20 protein-coding genes and 1 CRISPR repeat array are annotated in these 22483 nt (G+C 72.0%); of the genes, 15 read left to right on the forward strand and 5 right to left on the reverse strand.

The genetic code is table 11. From position 1 onward, the window contains the following. Nucleotides 1–19: 19 nt before the first annotated feature. Nucleotides 20–259 carry a DUF6411 family protein gene (locus ACFVIM_RS08880; RefSeq protein WP_384299975.1) on the reverse strand — a complete coding sequence of 80 codons (240 nt, stop codon included), beginning with the start codon at nt 257–259 and terminating at the stop codon, nt 20–22. Between the two features lie 106 nt (nt 260–365). Next, nucleotides 366–943: a CRISPR direct-repeat array (repeat unit 28 nt; unit sequence GGACCACCCCCGCTCGCGCGGGTTCGAC). A gap of 283 nt (nt 944–1226) precedes the next feature. On the opposite strand from ACFVIM_RS08880, the gene ACFVIM_RS08885 reads away from it, so the two are divergent. After that, nucleotides 1227–2420, forward strand: coding sequence for a helix-turn-helix domain-containing protein (locus ACFVIM_RS08885; protein ID WP_384299976.1), 1194 nt, complete (start codon nt 1227–1229; stop codon nt 2418–2420). Between the two features lie 1481 nt (nt 2421–3901). Continuing rightward, nucleotides 3902–4381, forward strand: a complete 480-nt coding sequence (locus ACFVIM_RS08890) for an ATP-binding protein (protein ID WP_384299977.1) — start codon at nt 3902–3904, stop codon at nt 4379–4381. Here the strand turns inward: ACFVIM_RS08890 and ACFVIM_RS08895 are convergent. Then, the gene (locus ACFVIM_RS08895; RefSeq protein ID WP_384299978.1) at nt 4278–5651 is read right to left on the reverse strand and encodes a hypothetical protein; all 1374 of its coding nucleotides are present in this window, start codon (nt 5649–5651) and stop codon (nt 4278–4280) included. The two genes, ACFVIM_RS08890 and ACFVIM_RS08895, sit on opposite strands and share 104 nt — an antisense overlap. Before the next feature lie 668 nt (nt 5652–6319). Between ACFVIM_RS08895 and ACFVIM_RS08900 the strand changes: the two genes are divergently transcribed. From ACFVIM_RS08900 to ACFVIM_RS08925, 6 genes are all read left to right on the forward strand, one after another. Beyond that, entirely contained in the window at nt 6320–7273 is a 954-nt protein-coding gene (locus ACFVIM_RS08900) for an endonuclease/exonuclease/phosphatase family protein (protein ID WP_384299979.1), read from the forward strand. A gap of 95 nt (nt 7274–7368) precedes the next feature. Continuing rightward, nucleotides 7369–7506: a hypothetical protein gene (locus ACFVIM_RS08905; protein WP_384299980.1), complete on the forward strand. Its 138-nt coding sequence runs from the start codon at nt 7369–7371 to the stop codon at nt 7504–7506. A gap of 70 nt (nt 7507–7576) precedes the next feature. Then, nucleotides 7577–8758, forward strand: a complete 1182-nt coding sequence (locus ACFVIM_RS08910; protein ID WP_384299981.1) for a TfuA-like protein — start codon at nt 7577–7579, stop codon at nt 8756–8758. Beyond that, nucleotides 8755–9906: a YcaO-like family protein gene (locus ACFVIM_RS08915; protein ID WP_384299982.1), complete on the forward strand. Its 1152-nt coding sequence runs from the start codon at nt 8755–8757 to the stop codon at nt 9904–9906. Before ACFVIM_RS08910 ends, ACFVIM_RS08915 begins: the two co-directional genes overlap by 4 nt. Beyond that, nucleotides 9899–10693, forward strand: coding sequence for a class I SAM-dependent methyltransferase (locus ACFVIM_RS08920; RefSeq protein ID WP_384299983.1), 795 nt, complete (start codon nt 9899–9901; stop codon nt 10691–10693). The genes ACFVIM_RS08915 and ACFVIM_RS08920 overlap by 8 nt, the downstream gene beginning before the upstream one ends. Before the next feature lie 11 nt (nt 10694–10704). Continuing rightward, nucleotides 10705–11730 carry an NAD(P)H-dependent glycerol-3-phosphate dehydrogenase gene (locus tag ACFVIM_RS08925; RefSeq protein WP_384299984.1) on the forward strand — a complete coding sequence of 342 codons (1026 nt, stop codon included), beginning with the start codon at nt 10705–10707 and terminating at the stop codon, nt 11728–11730. Nucleotides 11731–12034: 304 nt separating this feature from the next. Here the strand turns inward: ACFVIM_RS08925 and ACFVIM_RS08930 are convergent, their stop codons facing one another. Further along, nucleotides 12035–12895, reverse strand: coding sequence for a phosphotransferase enzyme family protein (locus ACFVIM_RS08930; protein ID WP_384299985.1), 861 nt, complete (start codon nt 12893–12895; stop codon nt 12035–12037). A gap of 162 nt (nt 12896–13057) precedes the next feature. Here ACFVIM_RS08930 and ACFVIM_RS08935 point away from each other — a divergent pair, with 162 nt between their 5' ends. The 7 genes from ACFVIM_RS08935 (at nt 13058) to ACFVIM_RS08965 (ending at nt 21280) form a co-directional block, all read left to right on the forward strand. Beyond that, nucleotides 13058–13996 (forward strand): carbohydrate ABC transporter permease, encoded by a 939-nt coding sequence (locus ACFVIM_RS08935; protein WP_384299994.1) that lies wholly within the window; start codon nt 13058–13060, stop codon nt 13994–13996. Further along, a complete protein-coding gene (locus ACFVIM_RS08940) occupies nt 13993–14862 on the forward strand; it encodes a carbohydrate ABC transporter permease (RefSeq protein ID WP_384299986.1) in 870 nt (289 codons plus the stop codon). Before ACFVIM_RS08935 ends, ACFVIM_RS08940 begins: the two co-directional genes overlap by 4 nt. Then, entirely contained in the window at nt 14862–16151 is a 1290-nt protein-coding gene (locus tag ACFVIM_RS08945; protein ID WP_384299995.1) for an ABC transporter substrate-binding protein, read from the forward strand. Before ACFVIM_RS08940 ends, ACFVIM_RS08945 begins: the two co-directional genes overlap by 1 nt. Nucleotides 16152–16193: 42 nt before the next feature. Continuing rightward, a complete protein-coding gene (mgt, locus tag ACFVIM_RS08950; RefSeq protein ID WP_384299987.1) occupies nt 16194–17402 on the forward strand; it encodes a macrolide-inactivating glycosyltransferase in 1209 nt (402 codons plus the stop codon). A gap of 125 nt (nt 17403–17527) precedes the next feature. After that, nucleotides 17528–17908, forward strand: coding sequence for a hypothetical protein (locus ACFVIM_RS08955; protein WP_384299988.1), 381 nt, complete (start codon nt 17528–17530; stop codon nt 17906–17908). Continuing rightward, on the forward strand, nt 17908–19737 hold the full coding sequence (locus ACFVIM_RS08960; RefSeq protein WP_384299989.1) for a caspase family protein: 1830 nt from the start codon (nt 17908–17910) through the stop codon (nt 19735–19737). Before ACFVIM_RS08955 ends, ACFVIM_RS08960 begins: the two co-directional genes overlap by 1 nt. A 340-nt stretch (nt 19738–20077) precedes the next feature. Then, nucleotides 20078–21280 carry a S8 family serine peptidase gene (locus ACFVIM_RS08965; protein ID WP_384299990.1) on the forward strand — a complete coding sequence of 401 codons (1203 nt, stop codon included), beginning with the start codon at nt 20078–20080 and terminating at the stop codon, nt 21278–21280. 219 nt (nt 21281–21499) lie between these two features. Here the strand turns inward: ACFVIM_RS08965 and ACFVIM_RS08970 are convergent, their stop codons facing one another. Both ACFVIM_RS08970 and ACFVIM_RS08975 read right to left on the reverse strand, forming a co-directional pair. Then, complete coding sequence (locus tag ACFVIM_RS08970) at nt 21500–21697, reverse strand: DUF4236 domain-containing protein (RefSeq protein ID WP_384299991.1); 198 nt, start codon at nt 21695–21697, stop codon at nt 21500–21502. A 202-nt stretch (nt 21698–21899) separates the two neighbouring features. Next, entirely contained in the window at nt 21900–22430 is a 531-nt protein-coding gene (locus tag ACFVIM_RS08975) for a GNAT family N-acetyltransferase (RefSeq protein WP_384299992.1), read from the reverse strand. Between the last annotated feature and the right edge of the window lie 53 nt (nt 22431–22483).

Raw genomic sequence — 22483 nt, forward strand, 5'->3', positions numbered from 1 at the left:
CCGGCGGGCGGCCGCCCTCTCAGAAGGGCAGCCGCCCCCGCGCCCGCCGCCCGGCGGCCCCACTGCGCCCGACGGCCCGCGAACCGCTCCGGAACGGCTTGCTGAACACCCGCCCCAGGAGCCCCGGCGCCTTGCCGCCGAGCCGGGATCCGACCCCGAGGGTGCGCTGGGTGCCGCGCTCGGGGTGGCGCGAGATCCGGGGCAGCAGGAACCCCAGCACGGCCAGGGCGGCACAGACGGCGATGATGGCGATGATCATGGGGGTCTCCTTCTGTTGCCGTGGCGGTGCGGGCCCCTGCGCGGGGGGCGCGCCACGGGGTGTGGTCCTTTCTCGTGTACGGCCGTACGGAGACGCCTTGCCGGGTTGGGGCGTACCAAACGCGTGGGTTCGACTACGACGTCAACGCGGAGTCGGTGTCCGTCCCTGGACCACCCCCGCTCGCGCGGGTTCGACCGGGCCCTCCAGCAGGCGGTGCAGGACCGGCTCGGACCACCCCCGCTCGCGCGGGTTCGACAGTATGCCTGAATCGAACGTGCCCCAGGACAGCGGACCACCCCCGCTCGCGCGGGTTCGACAACCCGCTGATACCGGCCTCGACGCAACGGCGTGGACCACCCCCGCTCGCGCGGGTTCGACCAACTTCCGGGGCGTCGACACGGTCGTCAACGTCGGACCACCCCCGCTCGCGCGGGTTCGACTAGTCGCCGGGCGGGTACGAGCGCGCCGCGGGCGGACCACCCCCGCTCGCGCGGGTTCGACTGCTGGCTGGGATCGTGGCGACGCTGGCGAACAGGACCACCCCCGCTCGCGCGGATTCGACGAGCCGGGAGGGTCCCGGACCCACGAGGGGGTCGGACCACCCCCGCTCGCGCGGGTTCGACCCGGTGGGCTGGGTGGTGTGCAGCCGGTAGCTGGGACCACCCCCGCTCGCGCGGGTTCGACACTTCCTGACCTGCGACTCTACCGGCCGGTAATACGATTTTCCTTTAGTTCCATTCGGCTCCGCGCAGGCGCTTTTCCTCATCGGTTTGACGTGCCCTCACGCTACCCGCTGCCCACACGGATCCCGCCCGCTGACAGAGAATCCAGCCCGCACAGTTCTTGCCGGTGCGGGCGAGTGCCCAGCCTGGGAGCTACCGCACCGCCCGCCCTCGCCCTGGTGTCGCGGGGCGTACGGTAGGAGGCCGACCTTCTGGCGGGGGTGGCTGTGACGTACGAATCCGGCATGGGTGATCGGCTCGCGGACCTGCGCACCCGGCGCGGCCTGACGCAGGAACGCCTCGCGGAGCGAGCCGGGCTCTCTGTCGACGTGGTGCGCAAATTGGAGCAGGGACGGCGGAGCACCGCGCGGCTGTCCAGCATCAACGCCATGGCCCAAGCCCTGGATACCGAACCCAGCTACCTGGTCGGGCAGCCAACGACCTTTCAGGGTTTAGCGGATGGGGGCAGCGATCTCCCTTCCATTCTGGCGCTGCGTCAGGCGGTTTCCCCGGTGAGCGACTTACTCGGTGGAGACGTGGACCCGGAAGATCCCCCCAGCGTCGAGGATCTCCAGGCGGCTCTTCGGTCGACGGAGACCATCCGCCGCGAGGGCCGTATGGGCGAGATCGGCGCGCTCCTGCCGCAGCTGATCCACGACGCCCGGCTGGCCACCCACGCGTACACCGGCCCCGATGCCGCAGCGGCATTCTCCGTCCTCGCCGTGGCGTACCAGGTCGCGGCGACCACACTGGCGGCATTGGGCAAGGAAGACGCGGCGTTCACCGCCATGGAACGGTCCCTCGCCGCGATCCGCCAGGGTGACGACCCCAAACTGGAGACGTTGGCGGCGTCAACCCTCGCGTGGGTTCTCACCAAGCAGGGCCGACTATCTGATGCCGAGCGGGTGGCCCTGACCCGTGCTGATCAGATCGAGCCTGGGTTCCGCTCTGCCCCTGAGGACCTGGCCCTCTGGGGCATCCTCCTGTTGCGTGCGGCGACGGCCACGGTCCGGCAGCGGCGCCACGACGATGTGACCCAACTCCTGGCTCTGGCGCGCGGGGCCGCCCAGACGATGGGTCGTGACCTCAGCGTGTACGCCACGCCTTTCGGGCCCACCAACGCCGGAGTCGCGCATGTCAACTTCCTGGTGGAGATGGGCCGCAGTGCCGAGGCGATCCGCGACTCCCGTGCCATCCCTGGCCTCGTCCATCTCCCGCCAACCTGGCGTGCGCGCTTCCACGTCGACCGAGCCCTCGCCTACCACGACCTCGGCAAGGACGCGGCGGCCACACGATCCCTGCTCCAGGCCGAGCAGGACGCCCCGGAGTGGATGCGCTACCACTCCACATCACGCCGACTGGTGGCCGACCTCAGGGGCCGAGCCCGGCGCGGTGCTCCCGTGCTGGGACTGGCCGACCGGCTGGGGCTGCTGAGGTAGGGCGGCGCGTCCTAGCTGATCGCCTTTCTAGGACGGCTCGCCACTGGGCTCCCTCGGGAGAGGCTCCTACCTTTGCGTTACGCCGCGCTGGCCGGGAACCCGCCAGATCTCGGACCGGTGCGGGTCGTCCCTCAACGCAGGGACCTACGACGCGGATGCCGCGCCTTCGTCCCGGCTCGCACCCGGGTGCCCCTTCGGAGGTCAACGTGACCACGTTCCCCGTTCAGCCTGCCCTGTGTATTCAGCGCTCTGCCCCGGCGCCCGCCGTCCGCACGGCGCAGCGGGTTGGTAGTTCTGTCTTTCCGCTGTCTCAGCTGACTGTGAGAGTTCTCTGCGGCATCCGCCGGTCCGCGCTGAACCCCTACCGGGCGGCAGCGTGAACGACAAGCTGAGGGCCGCCCTTCGCGCCGGGATCGCGGCCACCCCGCCCGCCGAGGCGTGCGCGCACTGGCTGGCCCCCTCTGAAGTGGCTCGCGGCCGATCTCGGTGTCCACGCCGAGTGGCTCAAGGGGCGTCTCCTCGACGCAGCCGTGGAGTTCCGAGGACAGTCAGCCGCGCGACGGCTTCGGGTGCAACAGGACAAGGAACGGCAGCCCAACCGCAGCGCCTGACCGTTCCGCAGTACCAGGAGGTCGACCGTGTCCAACTGCGTGATCTGCCAACACCTGATCACTGCCGAAAAGGACGCTGAGCGCGTCCACAACCACTCCCGCGCCGTGGACTGCCGTGTACTCCTCCGGCGCCACCAGGCCGCCGCCCACCAGCCCCCGCCCGGCCGGACCTCGAAGCGGACGGCCGGGCGGTGAACACCCTCCGGCCCTTACGGGTCAGAGGAACCGAATCGAGGGAGGAATCATGTCGTCACCCCCGTGGATTCTCAGGGATTGTGATCACGAGTGGGTCGAATGGTCAGGCGCCGACAGGTGACGTAAGTGCAGAGTCAGGAAGGGATGACCGGCTGACCAGGAGCAACGGAGGGGCGTCAGTTCGGCGCCCTCGCTAGAGGGGACTCATGGAGAGAGTCCGGGGCCCCCGTACCCCGGCCCCGGACGACGTCACTCCCGACTGGGTTACCTCGTGGGTCCGGTCCGCCCCCGCTTCCAGGCACACGGGGTGCCGCGCCGCTGTACCGCGCGGTGAGAGTGCCGTCACCGCCCCGCCTGGCGCCAGCCCCGCAACCGCCAGGCGGGGCACTTCCCTGCGGTGCGCTCCGTCATGGGAGCGATCGATCCTCGCTCTCAGCCCACCACACCATGAGCTGAAACGTCGACTTGGCTCAGCGCGTCGCTGAGTGTCCCCAGCTCTCTGCTGACTCGCGTTCGCCCGTCAGCATGCCACCGCCCTCACCAACCTGTTCCACATCCTTCCCCTGCTCGGAGAACGCCGATGGCCTCCATGACCAGAGGGCTCCCCATGGCGACACCCGCAGTCCACGACTTCACCGTCGCCTTCGCCCCCCCCACGCGTCCCGCGTCCGGCACATGCGACGGATCACCCTCGCCAGCCTGCGGCACTGGAACCTCGCCCCTCTGATCCCGGATGCCACGCTGCTCGTGTCCGAGCTGGTCACCAACGCGATCCGGCACGGGGACGGCCGCGCGGTATTGCTCAGCGTCGAGCACCACACGACGGAGCTCCGGATCGCCGTCACCGACGGGACCTCCACGCTGCCAACGCTCCACGACGCCCGCGACGACGACGAACACGGCCGGGGCCTCCACCTTGTCGCAGCCATCGTCGATGCCTGGGGCGTGAGCCCAGGGGAGGAACCACGTGGTGCTCCCTCGCCTTTCTCTCGGGCGGCACCCGGTGATCGCCGCAGTCTCCGAAGTCGTTCGGCGTCGCCGCGCGGTGCGGTTACGACCGGCTGCCGAGGAATTCGGCTGCGCGGTCGTCCAGTTCGGCGGCGCTGCGGACGCCGCGGTCGCGGAAGCACGCGAGGCCCCGGCGCAGACGGCTGACGGCCTTGCGGGTGCGCACGGACTGGACGCCTTCCATGTGGTCCATCGCGCGGTGCCAGGTGGCGCACGCTCGCTCGATGCCTCCGGTCTTGAGCTGCATCTCGGCTCCGGCCACGAGGTCGAGCGCGACGATCCGCGCGTAGGTTGGGGCGGGCCGGTAGGCGGCTGCCCGCTCGTACTGCTCGGCGGCGGCACGGTGGTTGCCCATCGCCTCGTGCACCTTGGCCGTGCGGGAGTAGACGGAGGCGGCGGGCGGCCCCCAGGCCAGGGCCCAGAAGGGAAGCTCGTCGTCGCGCCCGGCCTCCAAGAGGCTCTGCGCCAGGACGGCCTCGCTCACGGCGGGCCGCTTCTGCCTGGACTTGGCGAGCGTGTGGGCGTGGACGACGCGGAACAGGGCCTCGACCGCGGGGGAGACCTTGCCCTTGGCCCGGCTGAGTCCGGTCTCCGCCAGTGCCTGGCAGTGCTCGGGGCGGTGGAGCTTCAGCCCCTGCATGGCCATGGTCCGCATCACGAACCCGTCGTGGCCCCTGATTCCGGACTCGACGGCCAGGTTGTAGGACTGGAGGTAGTACCGCTGTGCGAGGCCCTGCTGTCCGGCGTCGTAGCTCTTCCAGCCGAGCAGGTGCACGCCCCGGCTGGCGGCCGAGAGCATCTGGCGGCGGGCCTCGTCGGTGCGGAAGTGGCCCCGGACAAGGGCGGCGACGTCGTCCGCAAGGTACTGGACCAGGGCGCTGCGGCCGTGGGCACCGCCGTGGCGCTCGTCCATCTCGCTGAAGAAGTGGATCATGTCGCGGACGGCGGCCACCTCGGCCATACCGACGGCCCGGCCGGTCCTGGCGGTAGCCGTCCGGTCTGCGATTTCTCGTACGTGGGCCAGCGGCAGGCCAGCGGCGGCAACCGAGTACGCGGACGTGGCCAGGAGCTGGCGGCGGTCCAGCTCGTATCGCCACATCGGCATCAGGGCCTCCAGCGGGTCCGTACTCAGGGTGAGGCCCACCGCTTCGTCTTCCGGTGCCTTGGGTGCGAGTCCGAGGTCCGCCAGCGTCAGCACGCGGCCGATTCGCCGCGACAGGGCGACGGCGAGGTACTGGGCGGTGTTCCCCGCGGGCACGACCCCCGACAGCCAGTGCTCCACGGTGGACTTGTTGGTCCGCAGCGTCACGCCGCACTCGGCGGCCACCGCCCGGACCTCCCTGGCCAGCGCGGCGTAGGTGAGACCGGACTCGATAACCGCCTCGCGGAGCTGGACGTTCGGAGTGCGCCTGGTCATGGAAACACCTGCCCGTATACCCGATATACCGCCTCGCCTGCCCGACACCGTACCGCCCCACCCCAGCGGCGTAGTTACCTGACTACGGACGGATATCCCCGTAACAACGGGGGCCGTCCTGTTCACAGCCCACCGCGTGTCCGCGCGTTCCCGCTGCTTCGAGCCCTCCACTGCTCCCCCCGCACCCCGCTCCCCAACGGGAGGCACGTATGTCCATGACCGTTCACGGCCTGCCCGTAGGCGACGCCGCCGCGGCCCGCGCGAGGCCCGTCGAGCGGGCACGTCCGGCAGCTCCGGAAGCCCTCGCAGGGCTGCTCGCCCGCCTGCACGCGTCCATCAGGCAGGACGGTGTGGACGACTTCCTCGACCGGATTCTCAGCGGGGAAGCTCAGCCGCTGGAGCTTCAGACACTGGTCGATCGTCTCCACTCCTGCCTCTGGCCCCTGGTGACCTACGCCCTTCGCGCTGCGGACGGCCACCCCGATCGTCACCTCCGACCAGCTCGTCGCGGCTGCGGGACGGCTCGACGCTGACCGCCACGCGCGGGCGTTCGTGCCACCCGATCCGCGACGCGCGCTTCCGTACTGCCGCCCAGAGGTCTGGCCGACGACAGGTCCCAGCTTCTGGGCGGCGCACCACCCATCACCACCGACGAAAGGAACCGCTGGATGAAGACGATCACCGTGGTCTGCTGGAACTTCGAGCGGAACGGTAAGAACGATCCCCAACTGCGCTGTCAGGCACACGAACTCGTCGCCCAGTACAACCCGCAGCTCGTACTCCGACAGGAGATGTGGGGCGCGGACGAGAACGGCTCGGAGGTCATGTACGAGCTGGAGAACATCCTCGGGCTGCGCGGCTGGCTCGGCCTCCGCTCCTGCACCGCGGTCTTCACCGACCAGAGCGTGTTCCGCACCGTACGGGAATGGCCCCAGACCGGCCCGGTGTGGGTGCTGCCGCCGACCGCCCTTACGCTGCGCTACCTCCCCGCGGGGGAGGGCGCCATGCCCGTGATCGTCTCGTCGTTCCACCTCAACTACGCCTCCGGCGCCAACCGCGTGGCCGAGGCGGAGTGGCTGACCACCTGGGCCGACAAGCGGTCGACAGCCCCGGACGGCACGACCGTACGCATCCCGGCGCTGCTCGGCGGCGACGCCAACAGCTACCCCGAGCCCTCCGCGCTGGAGGAACCCACACTCCCCGAGCTGGACCGTATCCGCGACGAGCCGCACCGTGCCCACCGCTCCTACCTCGGAACGAAGGGGCGACGGATGGACACCCGCCCGGACGAGATCCTTCGTACTGCCGGGCTGAGCGACGTCGCCGTTCACCGCGCCGACCGGCCCGGAGGCAGCGTTGCCGCGCTCGCCCCCACGGTGGACGCCTGCGACACGCACGGCCCCGATGCCCGGATCGACCGCATGTACGTCACCGACGAACTGCTGCCCGCCATCACGGACGTGGACGTCATCCGCGTACGGCCGGAGCTGTCCGACCACCACATCGTGCGGCTCACGCTCGACGGGGACCGGCTCGCGGCCCTTCTCCGCCAGCGGCCGGCCCACACCCCGCACGCGTCCGGCGCGGTCACCGGCGAGCCCGAACCCCTCCCGGCCGCCTGACCCCGGGCCCCGCAGCCTCCGGGGCCCGGGCCGCCCGTGCGGCCCGGACCTCGGAGTCCACGAAATCCGCCGACGGCACCCCGAGAGGAGGAGAGATGGAACCCAAGTCGCGGCTCGCCGCCGAGGCGCTGACGATCGGCGCGGATGACACGGTGACCGACACCACCGTGACCGACACCACCGTGACCGTGCGGTCCGAGGACGTCGAACAGGACGACGGCTTCAGCTTCTAACAGCCGTCCCCGGGTGCCCCGCCACGCCCGGCGGGGCACCCCCTTGCCTCCCACCTGCGAGGAGCAGCACGTGATCCACGTCTTCACCGGGCCGACCCTCGCGGCGGCCGACCCGGCCCTGGCGAACGAGCAGATCCGCACCCTGCCCCCGGTCCGCCACGGCGATCTGTTCGACCCTCTGATCGCGGACACCGACACCGTCGTCATCGTCGACGGCGTCTACCACCACGCGCCCGCGTTACGGCACAAGGAGATCATCTGGGCCCTGGACCGCGGGGTCCGAGTCATCGGCGCGGCGAGTATCGGAGCCCTGCGCGCCGCCGAGCTCGCGCCCTGCGGCATGGTCGGCGTCGGTGCGGTCTTCGCCGCGTATGCCCGCGGCGAGCTCGACGGCGACGACGAGGTCGCCGTGGCACAGGCCGTCGGCGGTGACAACCGGGCGTTCACCTGGCCCCTGGTGAATCTGCGGCACACCCTCCAGCTTGCCGAGCAAGAAGAGGTGATCGACGCGGACGCCGCCCGGCGGGTCCTCGACGGGCTCGCACGCCTCTACTACGCGCACCGCTCCCTCGGTGCCGTGCGGCACGTCGCCCGCGAGGCCGGGGCGCCGATGTTCGGGCAGTGGCTCACGGCACACCGCGTGCTGGACCCCTACTTCGGTGATCTGAAGCGGTCCGATGCCCTGGCCGCGCTGGAGACCGCGCTCCGGGCCGACGGCACCTTGGTGGCTCCGCGACCGGGGCTGGTGTGGCGCACCCGCTGCTTCCGGCACTGGGCGAACGTGTTCGCCGCCGAGACGGTGAACGGCGTCCGGGTCCCGACCCGGGAAAGGGTCGGCTACCAGCAGGTCTTCGACCCCGGTTTCCCCGACCTGTGGTGGCGCTATCTTCACCCCGGCGGCACCGTCCTGAAGCCGTCCGCCCTCGCGTGCGCGGCCGCGCGCCCCGAGGTGGACCTGACCGACCCGGTGACCGTCTCCCGGCTCCTGGCCAACGAGACCCCCGCCGACGTGGACGCGCTCACCCTGTACCTCGCCCTCAACCAAGCGCGCGACAGGGCCCAATGCGGAGGGTTCCGCCCGGAGACGGTCCGGGACGACCTCGCGCGAACGGTCCTGGCCGCCGCCTGGTCCGCGTCCCCGGACGCTCTGGCGGACGAAGCGTGGAAGCGCGGCTTCCACGGCGAACGGGAAGCCGTCGCGGCCGTCAAGCCCTTCGTCCTCGGTGTACTCGCCGACAGGGAGGGATCATGAACCACCGGCTGGACGGGACGGTCCGGGCCCGGACCCCGCAGGAGACCTGGACCGCACTGGAACCTCAGCTCGGCCGCCTGGGCATCACCCGCGTCGCCCGCCTCACCGGGCTCGACTACCTCGGCATCCCGGTCTGGACAGCCGTCCGCCCGAACGCCCGCACCCTCGTCACCTCCCAGGGCAAAGGCGCGGACGACACCCTGGCCCGGATCTCCGCCGTACTGGAGAGCGCGGAACTGTGGCTGGCCGAGCAACCGCTGACGATCGCGGAACGCAACCCTCACCGCCGTGCGGGCGTCCCTTACCCGCTGGAGGCACTGGCGGTGAACCTTCGCCACGACGGCCTGGACCGCCTCGTGCTGGACTGGGCCGCGGGCGCCAGCCTGGTCAGCGGCCACCGCGCCCTGGTCCCGGCCGACCTGGTACGCCGCCAGCCGGACCCGGACGGCCGGGCCCCGGCCGTCTTCCACGTCACCAGCAACGGACTCGCCGCCGGAAACACCCCCGACGAAGCCACCCTCCACGGCCTGTTCGAGGTCATCGAACGCGATGTCCTCCAGCGGGACCACCTCGCGGGCGGCGCGCACCGGACCCTGATCAACCCGGCCACCGTGAACGACCCCTACTGCCAGCAGCTGATCCGCCGGTTCCTCGACGCCCGCCTCTGGCTGGAGATCGCCCTCGTGGACAGCCCGTACGGGATTCCGGTGTGCGCGGCGTACATCTGGTGCGAGGACTACCCCGTCATCTTCGGCGGGTCCGGATGCCACCGGGACCCGCACATCGCACTGTCCCGGGCGCTCACGGAGGCCGCCCAGTCCCGGCTCACCTGCATCGCCGGCACCCGCGACGACCTGGACTCCCACGAGACCGCGTTCGCCGCCCCCCTGCGGCGCCCGGAACCCGCCTGGCCGCACACCGGCGACTGGGCCAAGCTGACCGCCCGCTACCGGCCCGGCGCCCAGGACTTCAGCTCCGAGGTCACGGTCATCGCCGTGATAGTCGCCGCCGTCAGCAGCTACGAGCCCATCGCCGTCCCCCTCCCCGGCCTGCCGCACTTCGCCGGAGTGAAGGTCATCGCCCCCGGACTGACCATGCGCGAGACCCGCTCCGTGCCCCGGCCGCTGATCGGAGGCCGCCATGGATGACCCCACCCACCTGCTCGCGCGGGCGTACGACGACCTGCACACGGCCAGAGCCTCCACCCATCTGGTGGCGCAGCTCTACGCCGACGCCATGGGCGAGGACTGGCCCGAGGAAGTCAACGCCGCCAGCTCCTGCGACTGGCCGCTGCTCGCCACCCTCATCGCCCGGCTGCGGCTGCGTTCCGGCCAGCAGCTCCTCGACCTCGGCTGCGGGACCGGCGGCATCGGCCTCTGGCTCGCCCGCGCTCTCAACGTCCACCTGACCGGTGTCGACATATCTCCTCAAGCTGTCCGCCTCGCCACCGAGCACCAGCCCTTCTTCCTGCCGCCCGGCCGTGCTTCCTTCCGCACCGCCTCCCTGGAAGCCACCACACTCCCCGACCAGCACGCCGACGGGGCGATCTGCATCGACGCGTTCACCAAGACCCCGAGCCCCATGGCCGCGCTCCACGAGGTCCACCGCGTCCTGAGCCCCGGCGCCCGGCTGATTCTCACCGCCGCCGGACGCCGTACCGTACCGGCGTCGCCGTGGCCGCGCGCGGCCGCCGCCGCGGGCCTGGAACTGGAGGCCGAGGAGGAACGGCCGGGCGAGCCCGCGATGTGGCAGCGGCTCTACCACCTCTGGCTCGGCCACGAGCACGACCTGCGCCAGCAACTCGGGGACGGGCAGGCCGAGAGCATGATCAGCGAGGCCCGCAGAACGCTGCCGACACTGGCCGACCGCCGGGCCGTCGTCGTCATCCTCCGGCGCCCGCCGGGCGGTTCCCAGCCCCCGTACGCTTCGGACTGAGCAGACGACTCATGAAGAATTGGGAGGCCGCGGTGCCCACTCGTGTCGCCGTGTTCGGAGCAGGGTCCTGGGGCACGGCGTTCGCGCTGATCCTCGCCGACGCCGGATGCGAGGTCGCACTGTGGGCACGGCGCTCCGAGCTGGTCAAGGCCATCAACAGCAGCCGCACGAACCCCGACTACCTGCCCGACACCGTCCTGCCGGACACGATCCGCGCGACCACGGACGCCGCCGAGGCCACCGACGGAGCCAGCATCGCTGTCTTCTCCGTCTCCGCCCAGCACCTGCGCCGCAGCCTGACCGCCTGGGCCCCTGCCCTCGCCGGTGACACCGTCCTCGTCTCCCTGATGAAGGGGGTCGAACTCGGCACGGACATGCTCATGAGCCAGGTGATCGCCGACGTCACCGGAGCCGGGCCGGAGCGGATCGCCGTGGTCTCCGGCCCCAACCTCGCCGGGGAGATCGTCCGCCGCCAGCCCGCCGCCAGCGTCGTCGCCTGCTCTGACGAACAGGTCGCCCACCGCCTCCAGACCGCCTTCCACACCCCCTACTTCCGCCCCTACACCAACACCGATGTCGTCGGCTGCGAACTCGGTGGCGCGGTGAAGAACGTGATCGCGCTCGCGGTCGGCATCACCGACGGCATGGGCCTGGGCGACAACACCAAGGCCGCGCTCATGACCCGGGGCCTGGCCGAGACCGGCCGCCTCGGCGCCGCCATGGGAGCAGACCCCCGCACCCTCGCCGGACTCGCCGGCATGGGCGACCTCATCACCACCTGCTCCTCCCCGCTGTCCCGCAACCACACCTTCGGCTCCAACCTCGGCCGCGGCATGTCCGTCCCGGAAGCGTCCGCCGCGATGTCGCAGACCGCCGAGGGCGTCACCTCCTGCACATCCGTGCTCCACCTCGCCCGCCACCACCACGTCGAGATGCCCATCGTGGAGACGATGGCCCGCATCATCCACGACGGCGTCTCACCCCAGGGCGCCATCAAGGAACTGATGTCCCGCACCGCGAAACCCGAGCACCGCTGACACCAGACCCGTCCGACAGCGGCCCTAGCATCGGCTGAATGGACCAGACGAACGACTCGGGCCCTGGGACACCACCGCTCGCGCGGGCACGACTTCGCGCGGGCCTCGTGCCGACGGGACTGGGCCGGAACACCCCCGCTCGCGCGGGCACGACACTTCCTGACCCGTGGCTCTACCCATCAGTAACGCGATTTTCCTTCGGTTCCGTTCGGGTCGTCACGGCCCACGACCCCCCGTCGGCTTGACGTTCTCCCACGCTACCCGGCCCCGGGCCGGGCCCCGCCCCCCTCGGGGAGTAGCCCCCTCAGAACGGATACCACCGCACCTCCGGGTCGTTGTCCCGCAGCGACCGGACCCGGCGCTGGAACTCGCGGCGGGCCGAGTCGCTTTCGCTCGCGCGTTGGGCGACCCAGGCGCAGCTCGCGGTTTCGCGGGCGCCGCGCAGGACGGGGCAGCCGGACCATTCGCGGACGTCCCAGCCGTAGGCGTGGACGAAGGCGTCGTAGGACTCGGGGGGCAGGCCGTAGCGGTCGCGGGAGAGGGCCAGGACGACGAGGTCGTGTTCGCGCAGGTCCCAGGAGAAGGTTTCCAGGTCGATCAGGATGGGGCCGTCGGGGCCGACATGGACGTTGCGGGGGAGGGCGTCGCCGTGGATGGGGCCCGGGGGGAGGTGGGGGGTGAGGGCGGCGGCCGTGGGGGCGAAGGCGTCGCGGCGTTCGCGGAGGTAGTCGGCGTCGGCGGGGTCGATGGCGTCGCCCGCGAGGCGGAGCCAGCGTTCGACTCCGCCGAGGAGGTCGCGCCGGGGGAGGGGGAAGTCCGGGGCGGGGAGGGCGTGCACCTGGCGGAGCAGGGGGGCCAGGTCGGCGGGCCGGGTGGGGCGGACCGCGTCGGGCAGTCGGTGCCAGAGGGTCACCGGATGGCCGTCGACCAGTCGGGCGGTCTCGTCGGCGGGGCGTACGGCCGGGATGTCCGAGGCCGCGAGCCAGGTGCCGATGGCGACTTCCCGTTCGGCGCGCTCCAGCAGTTCCGCCGAGCGGCCGACCTTGATGATGAGGTCGTCCACCGCGAAGACGGCGTTCTCCCCGTGGGCGACCAGCGGGGCGGCCACGGGGTCTCCCGGGTGTCCGGCCGCCACCAGCACCTCGCGTGCCCGTGTCTCGTCCATCGGTGTGCTACCTCGCTCTCGTTCTGTCCGTATGTCTGTCGGGACACCGTACGAATCCGCCAAAGTCTCCCATCCTCGTCGTGCCCTCCTTGACGATCCGACGGACCGTCAGCACGATGACGGGGCCCGACGGGGTGGCCCAGAGGAGACGCATCCGTGGCAGTGGGGAGCGCGGAACGGAGACCGGCCCGGACCCGGGCGCCGCGCCCCGCGCGGGCCGGGGCGGGGCGGCCGCTCGGCCATGGCGCCTGGTTTCTGGTTCTGCCCGCGCTGCTGCCGATCCTGGTGCTCAGTGTCGTTCCCCTGCTGTACGGGGTCTCGCTGGCCTTCACCGATGCCCAGGCGGGCCGGGCCGAGCCCACCCAGTGGATCGGGTCGCTGAACTTCCGGGACCTGCTGAAGGACACCCTCTTCTGGGAGTCCTTCGGTATCGGGCTGGTGTGGGCGGCCGGGGTGACCGTCCCCCAGTTCCTGCTGGCGCTCGGGCTGGCCCTGCTGCTGGACCAGCGGCTGCGGCTGCGCTGGCTCGTCCGGGCCCTGGTGATCATCCCCTGGGCGATGCCGGAGGTGGTGGTCGGCATCATGTGGCGGCTTGTCTACCATCCCGACGCGGGCGTCCTGAACGAGACCCTCCGTGATCTCGGCCTCGGTGCCGGACGGGACTGGCTGTCCTCCCTCGGTACCGCGCTGCCCGCCGTGATCGCCGTCGGGGTGTGGGCGGGGATGCCCCAGACCACCGTCACCCTGCTGGCCGGGCTCCAGAACACCCCGCGTGAACTCCATGAGGCCGCCGCCCTCGACGGCGCGGGCGCCTGGCGCCGGTTCCGTTCCGTCACCTGGCCCGCGCTGCGGCCGGTCGCGCTGGCGATCACCGCGCTCAATCTGATCTGGAATCTGAACGCTTTCGCGCTGGTGTATGTGCTGACGCAGGGCGGGCCCGGGGGGCGGACCCGGCTGCCGATGCTCTTCGCGTATGAGGAGGCGTTCCGGTACGGGCAGTTCGGTTACGCGGCGGCGATGGGGTGTGTGCTGGTGGGGGTGGTGTCGGTGTTGCTGTCGGTGTTCCTGGTGGGGCGGCTGAGGGGAGGCGGGGCCAGATGACCGAAGGGCGAGCCGTCCGCCCGCCCCACTCCCGGGCATGGCGGAGAAGGGCCGGGAGGGGCGGGCGGTATCTGGCCCTCGCCTGCTACCTCGGGTTCCTGGTGGCGCCGTTTCTGTGGCTGCTCTCGCTCGCCTTCAAACCCGCGCCCGAGCTGGCCTCGCTGCATCCCACCTGGATCCCGCGCGATCCGACGCTGGGCAACTTCCGGCAGGCGTTCGCCGAACAGCCCCTGCTGCGGGCGGCGGGGAACAGTCTGCTCGCCGCCGGGGTGGCGGCGCTGGTCGCGGTGGTGATCGCGACGCCCATGGCGTGGGTGATGGCCCGGCGCCGGTCCCGGCTCACCCGCGCTGCCACCGGGTGGGTGCTGGTCAGCCAGGCGTTCCCGTTCGTGCTGGTGATCATTCCGCTCTTCCTGGTGCTGCGGAACCTGCGGCTGGTCAACACCCTGACCGGGCTGGTCCTGGTCTATGTGGTGTGGGCGCTGCCCTTCGCGCTGTGGCTGCTGGCGCAGCATGTCCGGGCCGTGCCGCCCGAGCTGGAGGAGGCCGCCGCCGTCGATGGGGCGGGTCGTCTCCGTACCCTCGTCTCCGTCACGGCGCCGCTGCTCGCGCCGGGGATCGCGGCGACGGCGCTCTTCGCGTTCGTCACCGCGTGGAACGAGTTCTTCTTCGCGCTGGTGCTGCTGAAGACGCCGGAGAAGCAGACCCTGCCCGTGGTGCTGACCCACTTCATCGGCGCGGAGGGCGCCGCCGACCTCGGGCCGCTCGCCGCCGCCGCGCTGCTGGCGACCCTGCCCTCGCTGGTGCTCTTCGCCCTCATCCAGCGGCGTATCACCAGCGGGGTGCTGGCCGGAGCGGTGCGGTGATCCGCCGTCGCGGTGTGCTGGCCGGGGCGCTGGCGCTGGCGGGCGCGGCGGGCTGTTCGGCGGGTTCCGGCACCGGGCGCGGGCCACGGCTGCGGTTTCTCTCGCTGGCCTGGCAGCGGGAGTCCGTCGAGGCCACCCGGGCGCTGGTACGGGAGTGGAACGCCCGCGATCCGAGGGTGCCGGTCCAGTATGTCCAGGGGAGCTGGGACAGCGTCCATGACCAGCTGCTGACCTCGTTCGAGGGCGGCGCGGCGCCGGATGTGATCCATGACGCCTCCGATGATCTCGCCGACTTCGCCTACGGCGGCCATCTCGCCGATCTGCGCCCGCTGCTCTCCGCGCGGCTGCGCGCCGACATCCCGCCGGACAGCTGGCGCACCACCGCCTTCGGCGACGGTGTCTTCGGTGTGCCGTTCCTCCAGGAGCCCCGGGTGCTGATCGCCGACCGGCGGGCGCTGGCGGGCGCGGGCGTGCGGATCCCCACCCCCGTACGGCCCTGGAGCTGGCCGGAGTTCGAGGAGGTCGCGCGGCGGCTGACCGCGTCGATGGGGGAGGGGCGGTACGCGGTGGCCTGGCCGTTGCGGGACCCGGTCTCCGCCACCCTCAATCTGGGGCTCTCCGCCGGTGGCAGGCTCTTCCACCGGGGCCGCGACGGCCGGGTGCGGATCCGGTTCACCGGCGCCGACGCCGTGGTGCCCGCCGTCATCCGGGACCAGATCGTCCGGGACCGTACCGCCGCTCCGGCCACGCTGGGCTCCGGGGCCTCGGACACCCTGCCCGGACTCTTCGGCGGCCGGTACGCGATGGTTCCGCTCGGTTTCTCCTACCGGCAGCAGATCGCGCGGCAGGCCCCGAAGGGCTTCGCCTGGACGGTGCTGCCCGCTCCCGCCGGGGCGGCGGGTATGGCGCAGGGGGTCAGTCCGCAGACGCTCTCGATCGCCGAGAGCTGCCCCTACAAGGAGGAGGCGGCCCGGTTTGTCGACTTCCTGCTGCGGCCGCCGAACATGGTCCGGCTGGCGCGGGGTGACTGGATGCTGCCCACCGGTACGGCCGCCCTCGCCCATGCCTCCCTGCGTACGGCGGAGCACGGCTGGGCGGTGGGCGCCGCGCTCGCCCCCGGGCTGCGTCCGGCGCCCGCGCAGTCGGTGCGCGGGTACCCCGAGTGGAAGGACAAGGTGGCGACCCCCGCGTACCAGGAGTTCTACAGCGGTGCGAGCGGTCTGGGCGGGCTGCGCCGGAGGCTGGTGCGGGACGGGAACCTGGTGCTGGCCCGCTATCAGCGCCGGTGAGATGAGTTGCACGAGACGTCTCGTCTCGTTTAGAGTGGGCGCATGCCCGCGACACGCCCCGCCCATATCGCCATGTTCTCCATCGCCGCCCCCGGCCATGTGAACCCCAGCCTCGAAGTCATCCGCGAACTGGTCGCCCGTGGCCACCGCGTCAGCTACGCCATCCCCGCCTCCTTCGCCGACATCGTCGCCGAGACCGGCGCCACCCCCGTCGTCTACGAGTCGCTGCTGCCGACCGGCGATGACCCCGACGCCTGGGGCACCGAGCTGATCGACCACATCGAGCACTTCCTCGACGACGGCGTCCACGCCCTCCCGCAGCTCGCCGCCGCCTTCGCCGGGGACGAGCCCGACCTGGTGCTCCACGACATCACCTCCTACGCCGCGCGGATCCTCGCCCACCGCTGGGGCGTTCCCGCCGTCTCCCTCTCGCCCAACCTGGTCGCCTGGGACGGGTACGAGGAGGAGGTCGCCGAACCGATGTACGCGGAGCTCAAGGCGTCCGAGCGGGGCCAGGCGTACTACGCGCGCTTCACCGGCTGGCTCCGGGAGAACGGCCTCGGGGAGCGGCCCGACGCCGACGCCTTCGTGGGGCGGCCCCGCCGCTCGCTCGTGCTGATCCCCAAGGCGCTCCAGCCCCAGGCCGACCGGGTGGACGAGTCCGTCCACACCTTCGTCGGCGCCTGCCAGGGCGACCGCGCCGGCCAGGGGAGCTGGGAGCGGCCCGCCGGTGCCGAGAAGGTCGTGCTGGTCTCCCTCGGATCCGCCCTCACCAAGCACCCCGGCTTCTACCGCGAGTGCCTGAAGGCGTTCGGCGGGCTGACGGGATGGCACCTGGTGCTCCAGATCGGGAAGTACGTCGACCCCGCCGAGCTGGGGGAGATCCCGGACAACGTGGAGGTACGGGACTGGGTGCCGCAGCTCGCCGTGCTGCGGCAGGCCGACGCGTTCGTGACGCACGCCGGGGCCGGGGGCAGCCAGGAGGGACTCGCCACGGCCACCCCGATGGTGGCGGTACCGCTGGCCACCGACCAGTTCGGGAACGCGGACATGCTGGTGTCGCTCGGTGTGGCGCGCCGGATGGATTCCACGACGGTGACAGGGGAGGAACTGCGCCAGGCGGTCCTGGAGTTGGTGGAGTCCCCGGAGGTGGCCCGGAAGCTGGCCGCGGTGCGGGAGGGCATGGCAGGGGAGGGGGGAACGGTCCGGGCGGCGGATCTGATCGAGGCCGAACTCCCCGGCCGGGCCTGACCCTTCGCCTCTCCGGCCCCTTCCGTCCCGCTTGGCGCGGGGGGCGCGGGGGCGTGCCCTCGCGCCCCGTAGGTCGTTGATGGTGTGGGAAGTTCCATCACCTGACCGGGCGAGTGGGGAAAGCCATGCACGTACAGTTCGCCGTCACCGACGACGGTGACCACGACACCGTCACCGCCGTCGATCTGCACCGCTGGTTCCACGAGGACGCCGAGCTGGACCGGTACGCCGAGATCAGACTCGACGCGGGCGCCGCCCCGGCGGGTGCGATGGGTGCGGCGGAGATCGTGGATGTCGTCCTCGGGCACGGTATCGCGCTGGGCAACCTCGTCCTCTCCTATGCCGCGTGGCGCGTCGCCCGCCCCCACAAGCCGCCCGTCACCATCACCGTCACCGCCAACGGGACCTCCGTCACGGTGTCCGACGCCTCCGAGGAGTCGGTACGCGGGATCCTGGAGCTGCTGCGGGACGAGGCGGCTTCCGTGCCCGGGCGCGGGGGCGAGTGATGGTGGCGCTGCCGGATCCCGCCCGCTCCCGGGCGGTGCTGATCGGGGTGGACGCCTACGAGACCCTGCCGGACCTGCCCACCGTCCACGCGGGCGTGGACCGGCTGGCGGAGCTGCTCGGCGATCCGCTGGTCTGGGGGCTGCCGCCCGGGCACTGTGTGGTGCTGCACAACCCGGCCACGCCGCAGGACGTCCTCGACGCGGTCCACGAGGCGGCGACCGCCGCCCGGGACGCCTTCGTCCTCTACTACGCGGGCCACGGTCAGGTGTCGGACGACGGCGGCTTCCATCTGGCGCTGCCCGATTCCCAGCGGGACCGGCTCTACAAGTCCGTTCCCTTCGACGCGCTCCGGCACGAGCTGGTGCGGGTCGCCAGGGCACCCAGCCGGGTGGTCATCCTGGACTGCTGTTTCAGCGGGCGCGCGCTGCGGGGGCCGCTGATGGGAGGCGGGCCCACGGCGGTCGATCTGGCCGCCGTCGACGGCACCTACCTGATGGCGGCGGCGGCCGAGACCAAGCTGGCCCTGGCGCCGCTGGGTGAGCCGTACCCCGCCTTCACCGGTGAGCTGGTTACCGTCCTCGGCGAGGGCATCCCGGATGCCCCGGAGCTGCTGGAGATGGAGGTCCTGTTCCGGCGGCTGCGGGGGGAACTGATGGCGAAGGGGCGTCCGGTGCCCCAGCAGCTCGCGCGGAACGCCGGTCACAGCATCACCTTGTTCCGCAACCGTCACACGGCCGTGAGGGCGGAGGGCGGTGGCGAGAACGGTCCCCCGCCTCCGTACCGCCGTCCGTCCCGGTTAGGGGGGCGCCGCTGGCCACGATGGCTCCGGCGGCGCCGGTGGCGCGGGTGGCGGTGGCCGCTGGGCGCGGTGGCGGCGGTGGTCGCGGCGGCGCTGGCGGTGGCGCACCTTCCGATGGGGGGTGGTGACGCGGGGGGACGCGGGCCGTCGAACGTTCCGTCCACGGGGGAGGCGGGCGGTGCCTCCCGTGGCAGCCGCATCGGAGACCCTCAGACCGCCGACCCCTGCGCCCTGGCTCGCACCGCGTCGCTGGCACGCTACGGGAAGACACTGATCGATCCGGACTACGGCAACTTCGACCGCTGCGACATGCTGGTGACCATGCCCGACGGCGGGACCGTCGACGTGGTGATCGATCTGAACTCCGGCGGGCGCTCGGATCTGGCGCGGGTCGACCGGACCGAGGGCGTGGTCGATGTGGTGCGCCATCCCCCGGGCAGCCAGGCGTGTCATGTGACCCTCCTGCCGCACACCGACCCCGATGCCAACGTCGCGGTCATTGCCAAACGCAGCGAGGGCACGGCCCCCTTCTGTGAGATGGCGGCCGCAGCCGCCGACAGCGCCGTCGATGTCCTCAACGCGGGCCCGATCGCCCGCCGTCCCGCCTTCCCGCCCGCCTCCCTCGTCCATCTGGACACCTGCACCCTGCTGGGCTCCGAGGAGTTCGCCACCGTGCCCGGTCTGCGGCACCAGCCCTCCGACGTCGGATTCGGCAACTGGGACTGTGAATGGCGGAGCAGTGTCGGCGATATGAGCCTGGAGATCCGGTTCGACCGGGGGGACCCGCCGAAGACGGGCAGTGGCGCGGTCACCGTGATCGGCGGACGGCAGGCGATCGTCACACCCGACGGGGAGGGAGAGAACACCTGCCTGATCCGGGTGGTTCACCGCAGCTACACCAACGAGGAGAGCGACGAAGCCGTCGAGACGGTGAATGTGACGGTGGGCGGGAGCCGTTCACAGAGCCAGCTCCGGCAGATGGCGACCCGGCTGGCGGCGACGGTGGTGGAGCAGTTGCCGCGCGTGTGAGCGGCCGGGTCCTCGATGGGCCAGGGATCCGGCGGGACCCAGGCGCCTCGGCGGCTGTGAGCCCGCGTTCGAACGGCTCCGGAACCCGTCGGAGAGGTCAGGTCCGTACCAGCTGAGGCGTGGTCACGTTCTCTCTGCTGTCGTCGAGTTACGGACCGTCGGTCCCATCTGACCAGGCACGCCGGATTTCTCATTACATAACCTTGTTGCGAAAGTCACAGTGTCCGCTGGGTCTTGATCTGGTCGTGACAATCGGCCAGTGTTGCGACCCGGCCCCCTCCGGAAGGACAAATTCCGTTGATTGGGGGGCTCCCCCCACGTCCTGAGGAGGCCCACAACCATGTCCAAGCACCGGCGTTCGAAGAAGAGAATCAAGCTCACCGTCGCGGCCGTCGCCGCGGCCGCCGCCACCGGTGGCAGCCTCTACGCCACGACCTTCGCCGGGGCCGCCGCGCCGCCCGAGGGCACCGTGTACGGGATGAACGCGGAGGGCGCGATATCCGGCAGCTACATCGTGCTGCTGGAGGAGAAGGCCGACAAGAGGAAGCTGGCCGGGGAGTACGGCGGCGGGGTCGGCCGGGAGTACTCCTCCACCGTCAACGGCTTCTCCGCCACCGGCCTCTCCGAGACCGAGGCCAAGCGGCTCGCCGCCGACCCGGCCGTCGCCCAGGTCGTCCAGAACCGCACCTTCCAGGCGAGCGCCACCCAGACCAACCCGCCCTCCTGGGGCCTGGACCGGATCGACCAGAGCCGGACCGCCGGGGACCGCCGCTTCAGCTACCCCGACACGGCGGGTCAGGGCGTCACCGTCTATGTCCTCGACAGCGGGGTCCGGGTCAGCCACCGTGACTTCGGCGGGCGCGCCAGCCACGGCTACGACGCCATCGACCGCGACAACATCGCCCAGGACGGCAACGGCCACGGCACCCATGTCGCGGGCACCATCGCCGGAGGGACCTACGGCGTCGCCAAGAAGGCCAGGATCGTCGGCGTCCGGGTGCTCGACAACCGGGGCTTCGGCACCACCGAGGCGATCCTCTCGGGCATCGACTGGGTGGCGAAGAACCGCAAGGGCCCCTCGGTCGCCAACATGAGCCTCGGCGGCGGCGCCGATCCCGCGCTCGACGCGGCCGTGCGCCGGGCCATCGCCTCCGGGGTCACCTTCACCGTCGCGGCCGGGAACGAGTCGCGCGACGCCAGCCAGGTCTCGCCCGCCCGGCTGCGGGAGGCCATCACGGTCGCCTCCTCCACCCGCGCCGACGGCCAGTCCAGCTTCTCCAACCACGGCCGTACGGTGGACCTCTACGCCCCCGGGTCGGACATCGTCTCCGCCGGGCACACCAGCGACACCGCCACCCGGACCATGTCCGGCACCTCGATGGCCGCCCCGCACGTGGCGGGCGCCGCGGCGCTCCACCTGGCCGCGAAGCCCACCGCGACCCCGGCACAGGTGGCCCAGGCGCTCGTCGACGGCGCCACGGTCGGCCGGATCACCAACGCCCGCCCGGGGACGCCGAACAAGCTGCTGAAGGTCGCTCCGTAGCGGCAGCCAGTCGGCTCGCCGGGTAGGCGAACCACCCGACCCCGCTCCGGTGGGCCCGTCGAAGAGGCCGGGCTCCACCGGGGCGGACGGCGCGCGGCGGCGCGCCACCGCGAGGGCGGTCACCGTGCCCCACCCCCACAGGGCACGGCGGCCGCCCTCCGTGGGCTCCGTGGGCTCTGTGGGTTCGGTGGGTTCGGTGGGGTCTGTGGCTCCGCCGGATCAGCGGCGGCGGCGCCGGGCGTGGCGGCGCCAGGTCAGCCCGCCCGGGAGCCGGACCGCCGTGCTGCGGCGGCCATGGCTGTCCCGGGTGATGTGGGCGCGCCGGCTCCCCAGCGTCCAGGACCAGCCGTGGGAGCTGATCGTGAGATGGAGCAGCCGGGGGATCACGGTGATGCGCTTGTGGTAGTGGATGGGCATCGGACCTCCTTGGCCGGAGAACGTATGGCGACGCGGTGGCGTGCCCGTCCCCCCAGTGTGCGGCCCGCGGCGGATCGTTCCGTGGAACGTATGGCGGCGCGATGGCGTGCCCGCCCTCCCCGTGTGCGGCCCGCGGCGGATCGTTCCGTCGAGTGGCCGGCGGTGGGCGTGGCGGCGGACAGCCGGTGGGCGTGGCGGTGGCTCAGCCGTCCGTCCTGGACCACAGGCCGAACCACTGTTCGGCGTCGTACGCCTCGAACCGCTCCACCTCGGTGAACCCGAGCCTCGCCGCGAGCCGCATCGAGCGGAGGTTGGCGGTCTGGGTGGCGAGCACCACGGCTTCGCCGGGAAGCGCGTCGGCGAACCAGTCGAGCGCCGCCGCGCATGCCTCGGCGGCGTATCCGTGTCCCCAGGCCCGAGGCAGGAAGAGATAGCCGAGTTCGGCCCGCCCGGCGGCCTGGGGCAGAAAGCCCGTCTCCTTGTAGAGCGTGATCTGGCCGATCATCGACCCGTCGAGCGTGACGGCGAAGCAGCCGGGGTGCGGCTCGGGCGCCGCCGGCGTGGTGCGCTCCAGTTCCTCGCGCGGCTGCGGACCGCCGAGATAGGCGCTCACCTCCGGCGAGGCCCTGAGGTCGATGAACGCCGCACGGTCGCGGGCCTCGGGCGCGCGCAGCACCAGCCTCCCGGTCCGGATCGGGGCGGGTGGCCAGTCGACGGGGCCAAGATCAGTCATGGTGGGCAACCTATCGCACGCCTGTACGGCGACCGGGGTGTGCGGGAACACCG

The sequence above is a fragment of the Streptomyces sp. NPDC057638 genome (assembly GCF_042800315.1).
GTDB lineage: Bacteria > Actinomycetota > Actinomycetes > Streptomycetales > Streptomycetaceae > Streptomyces.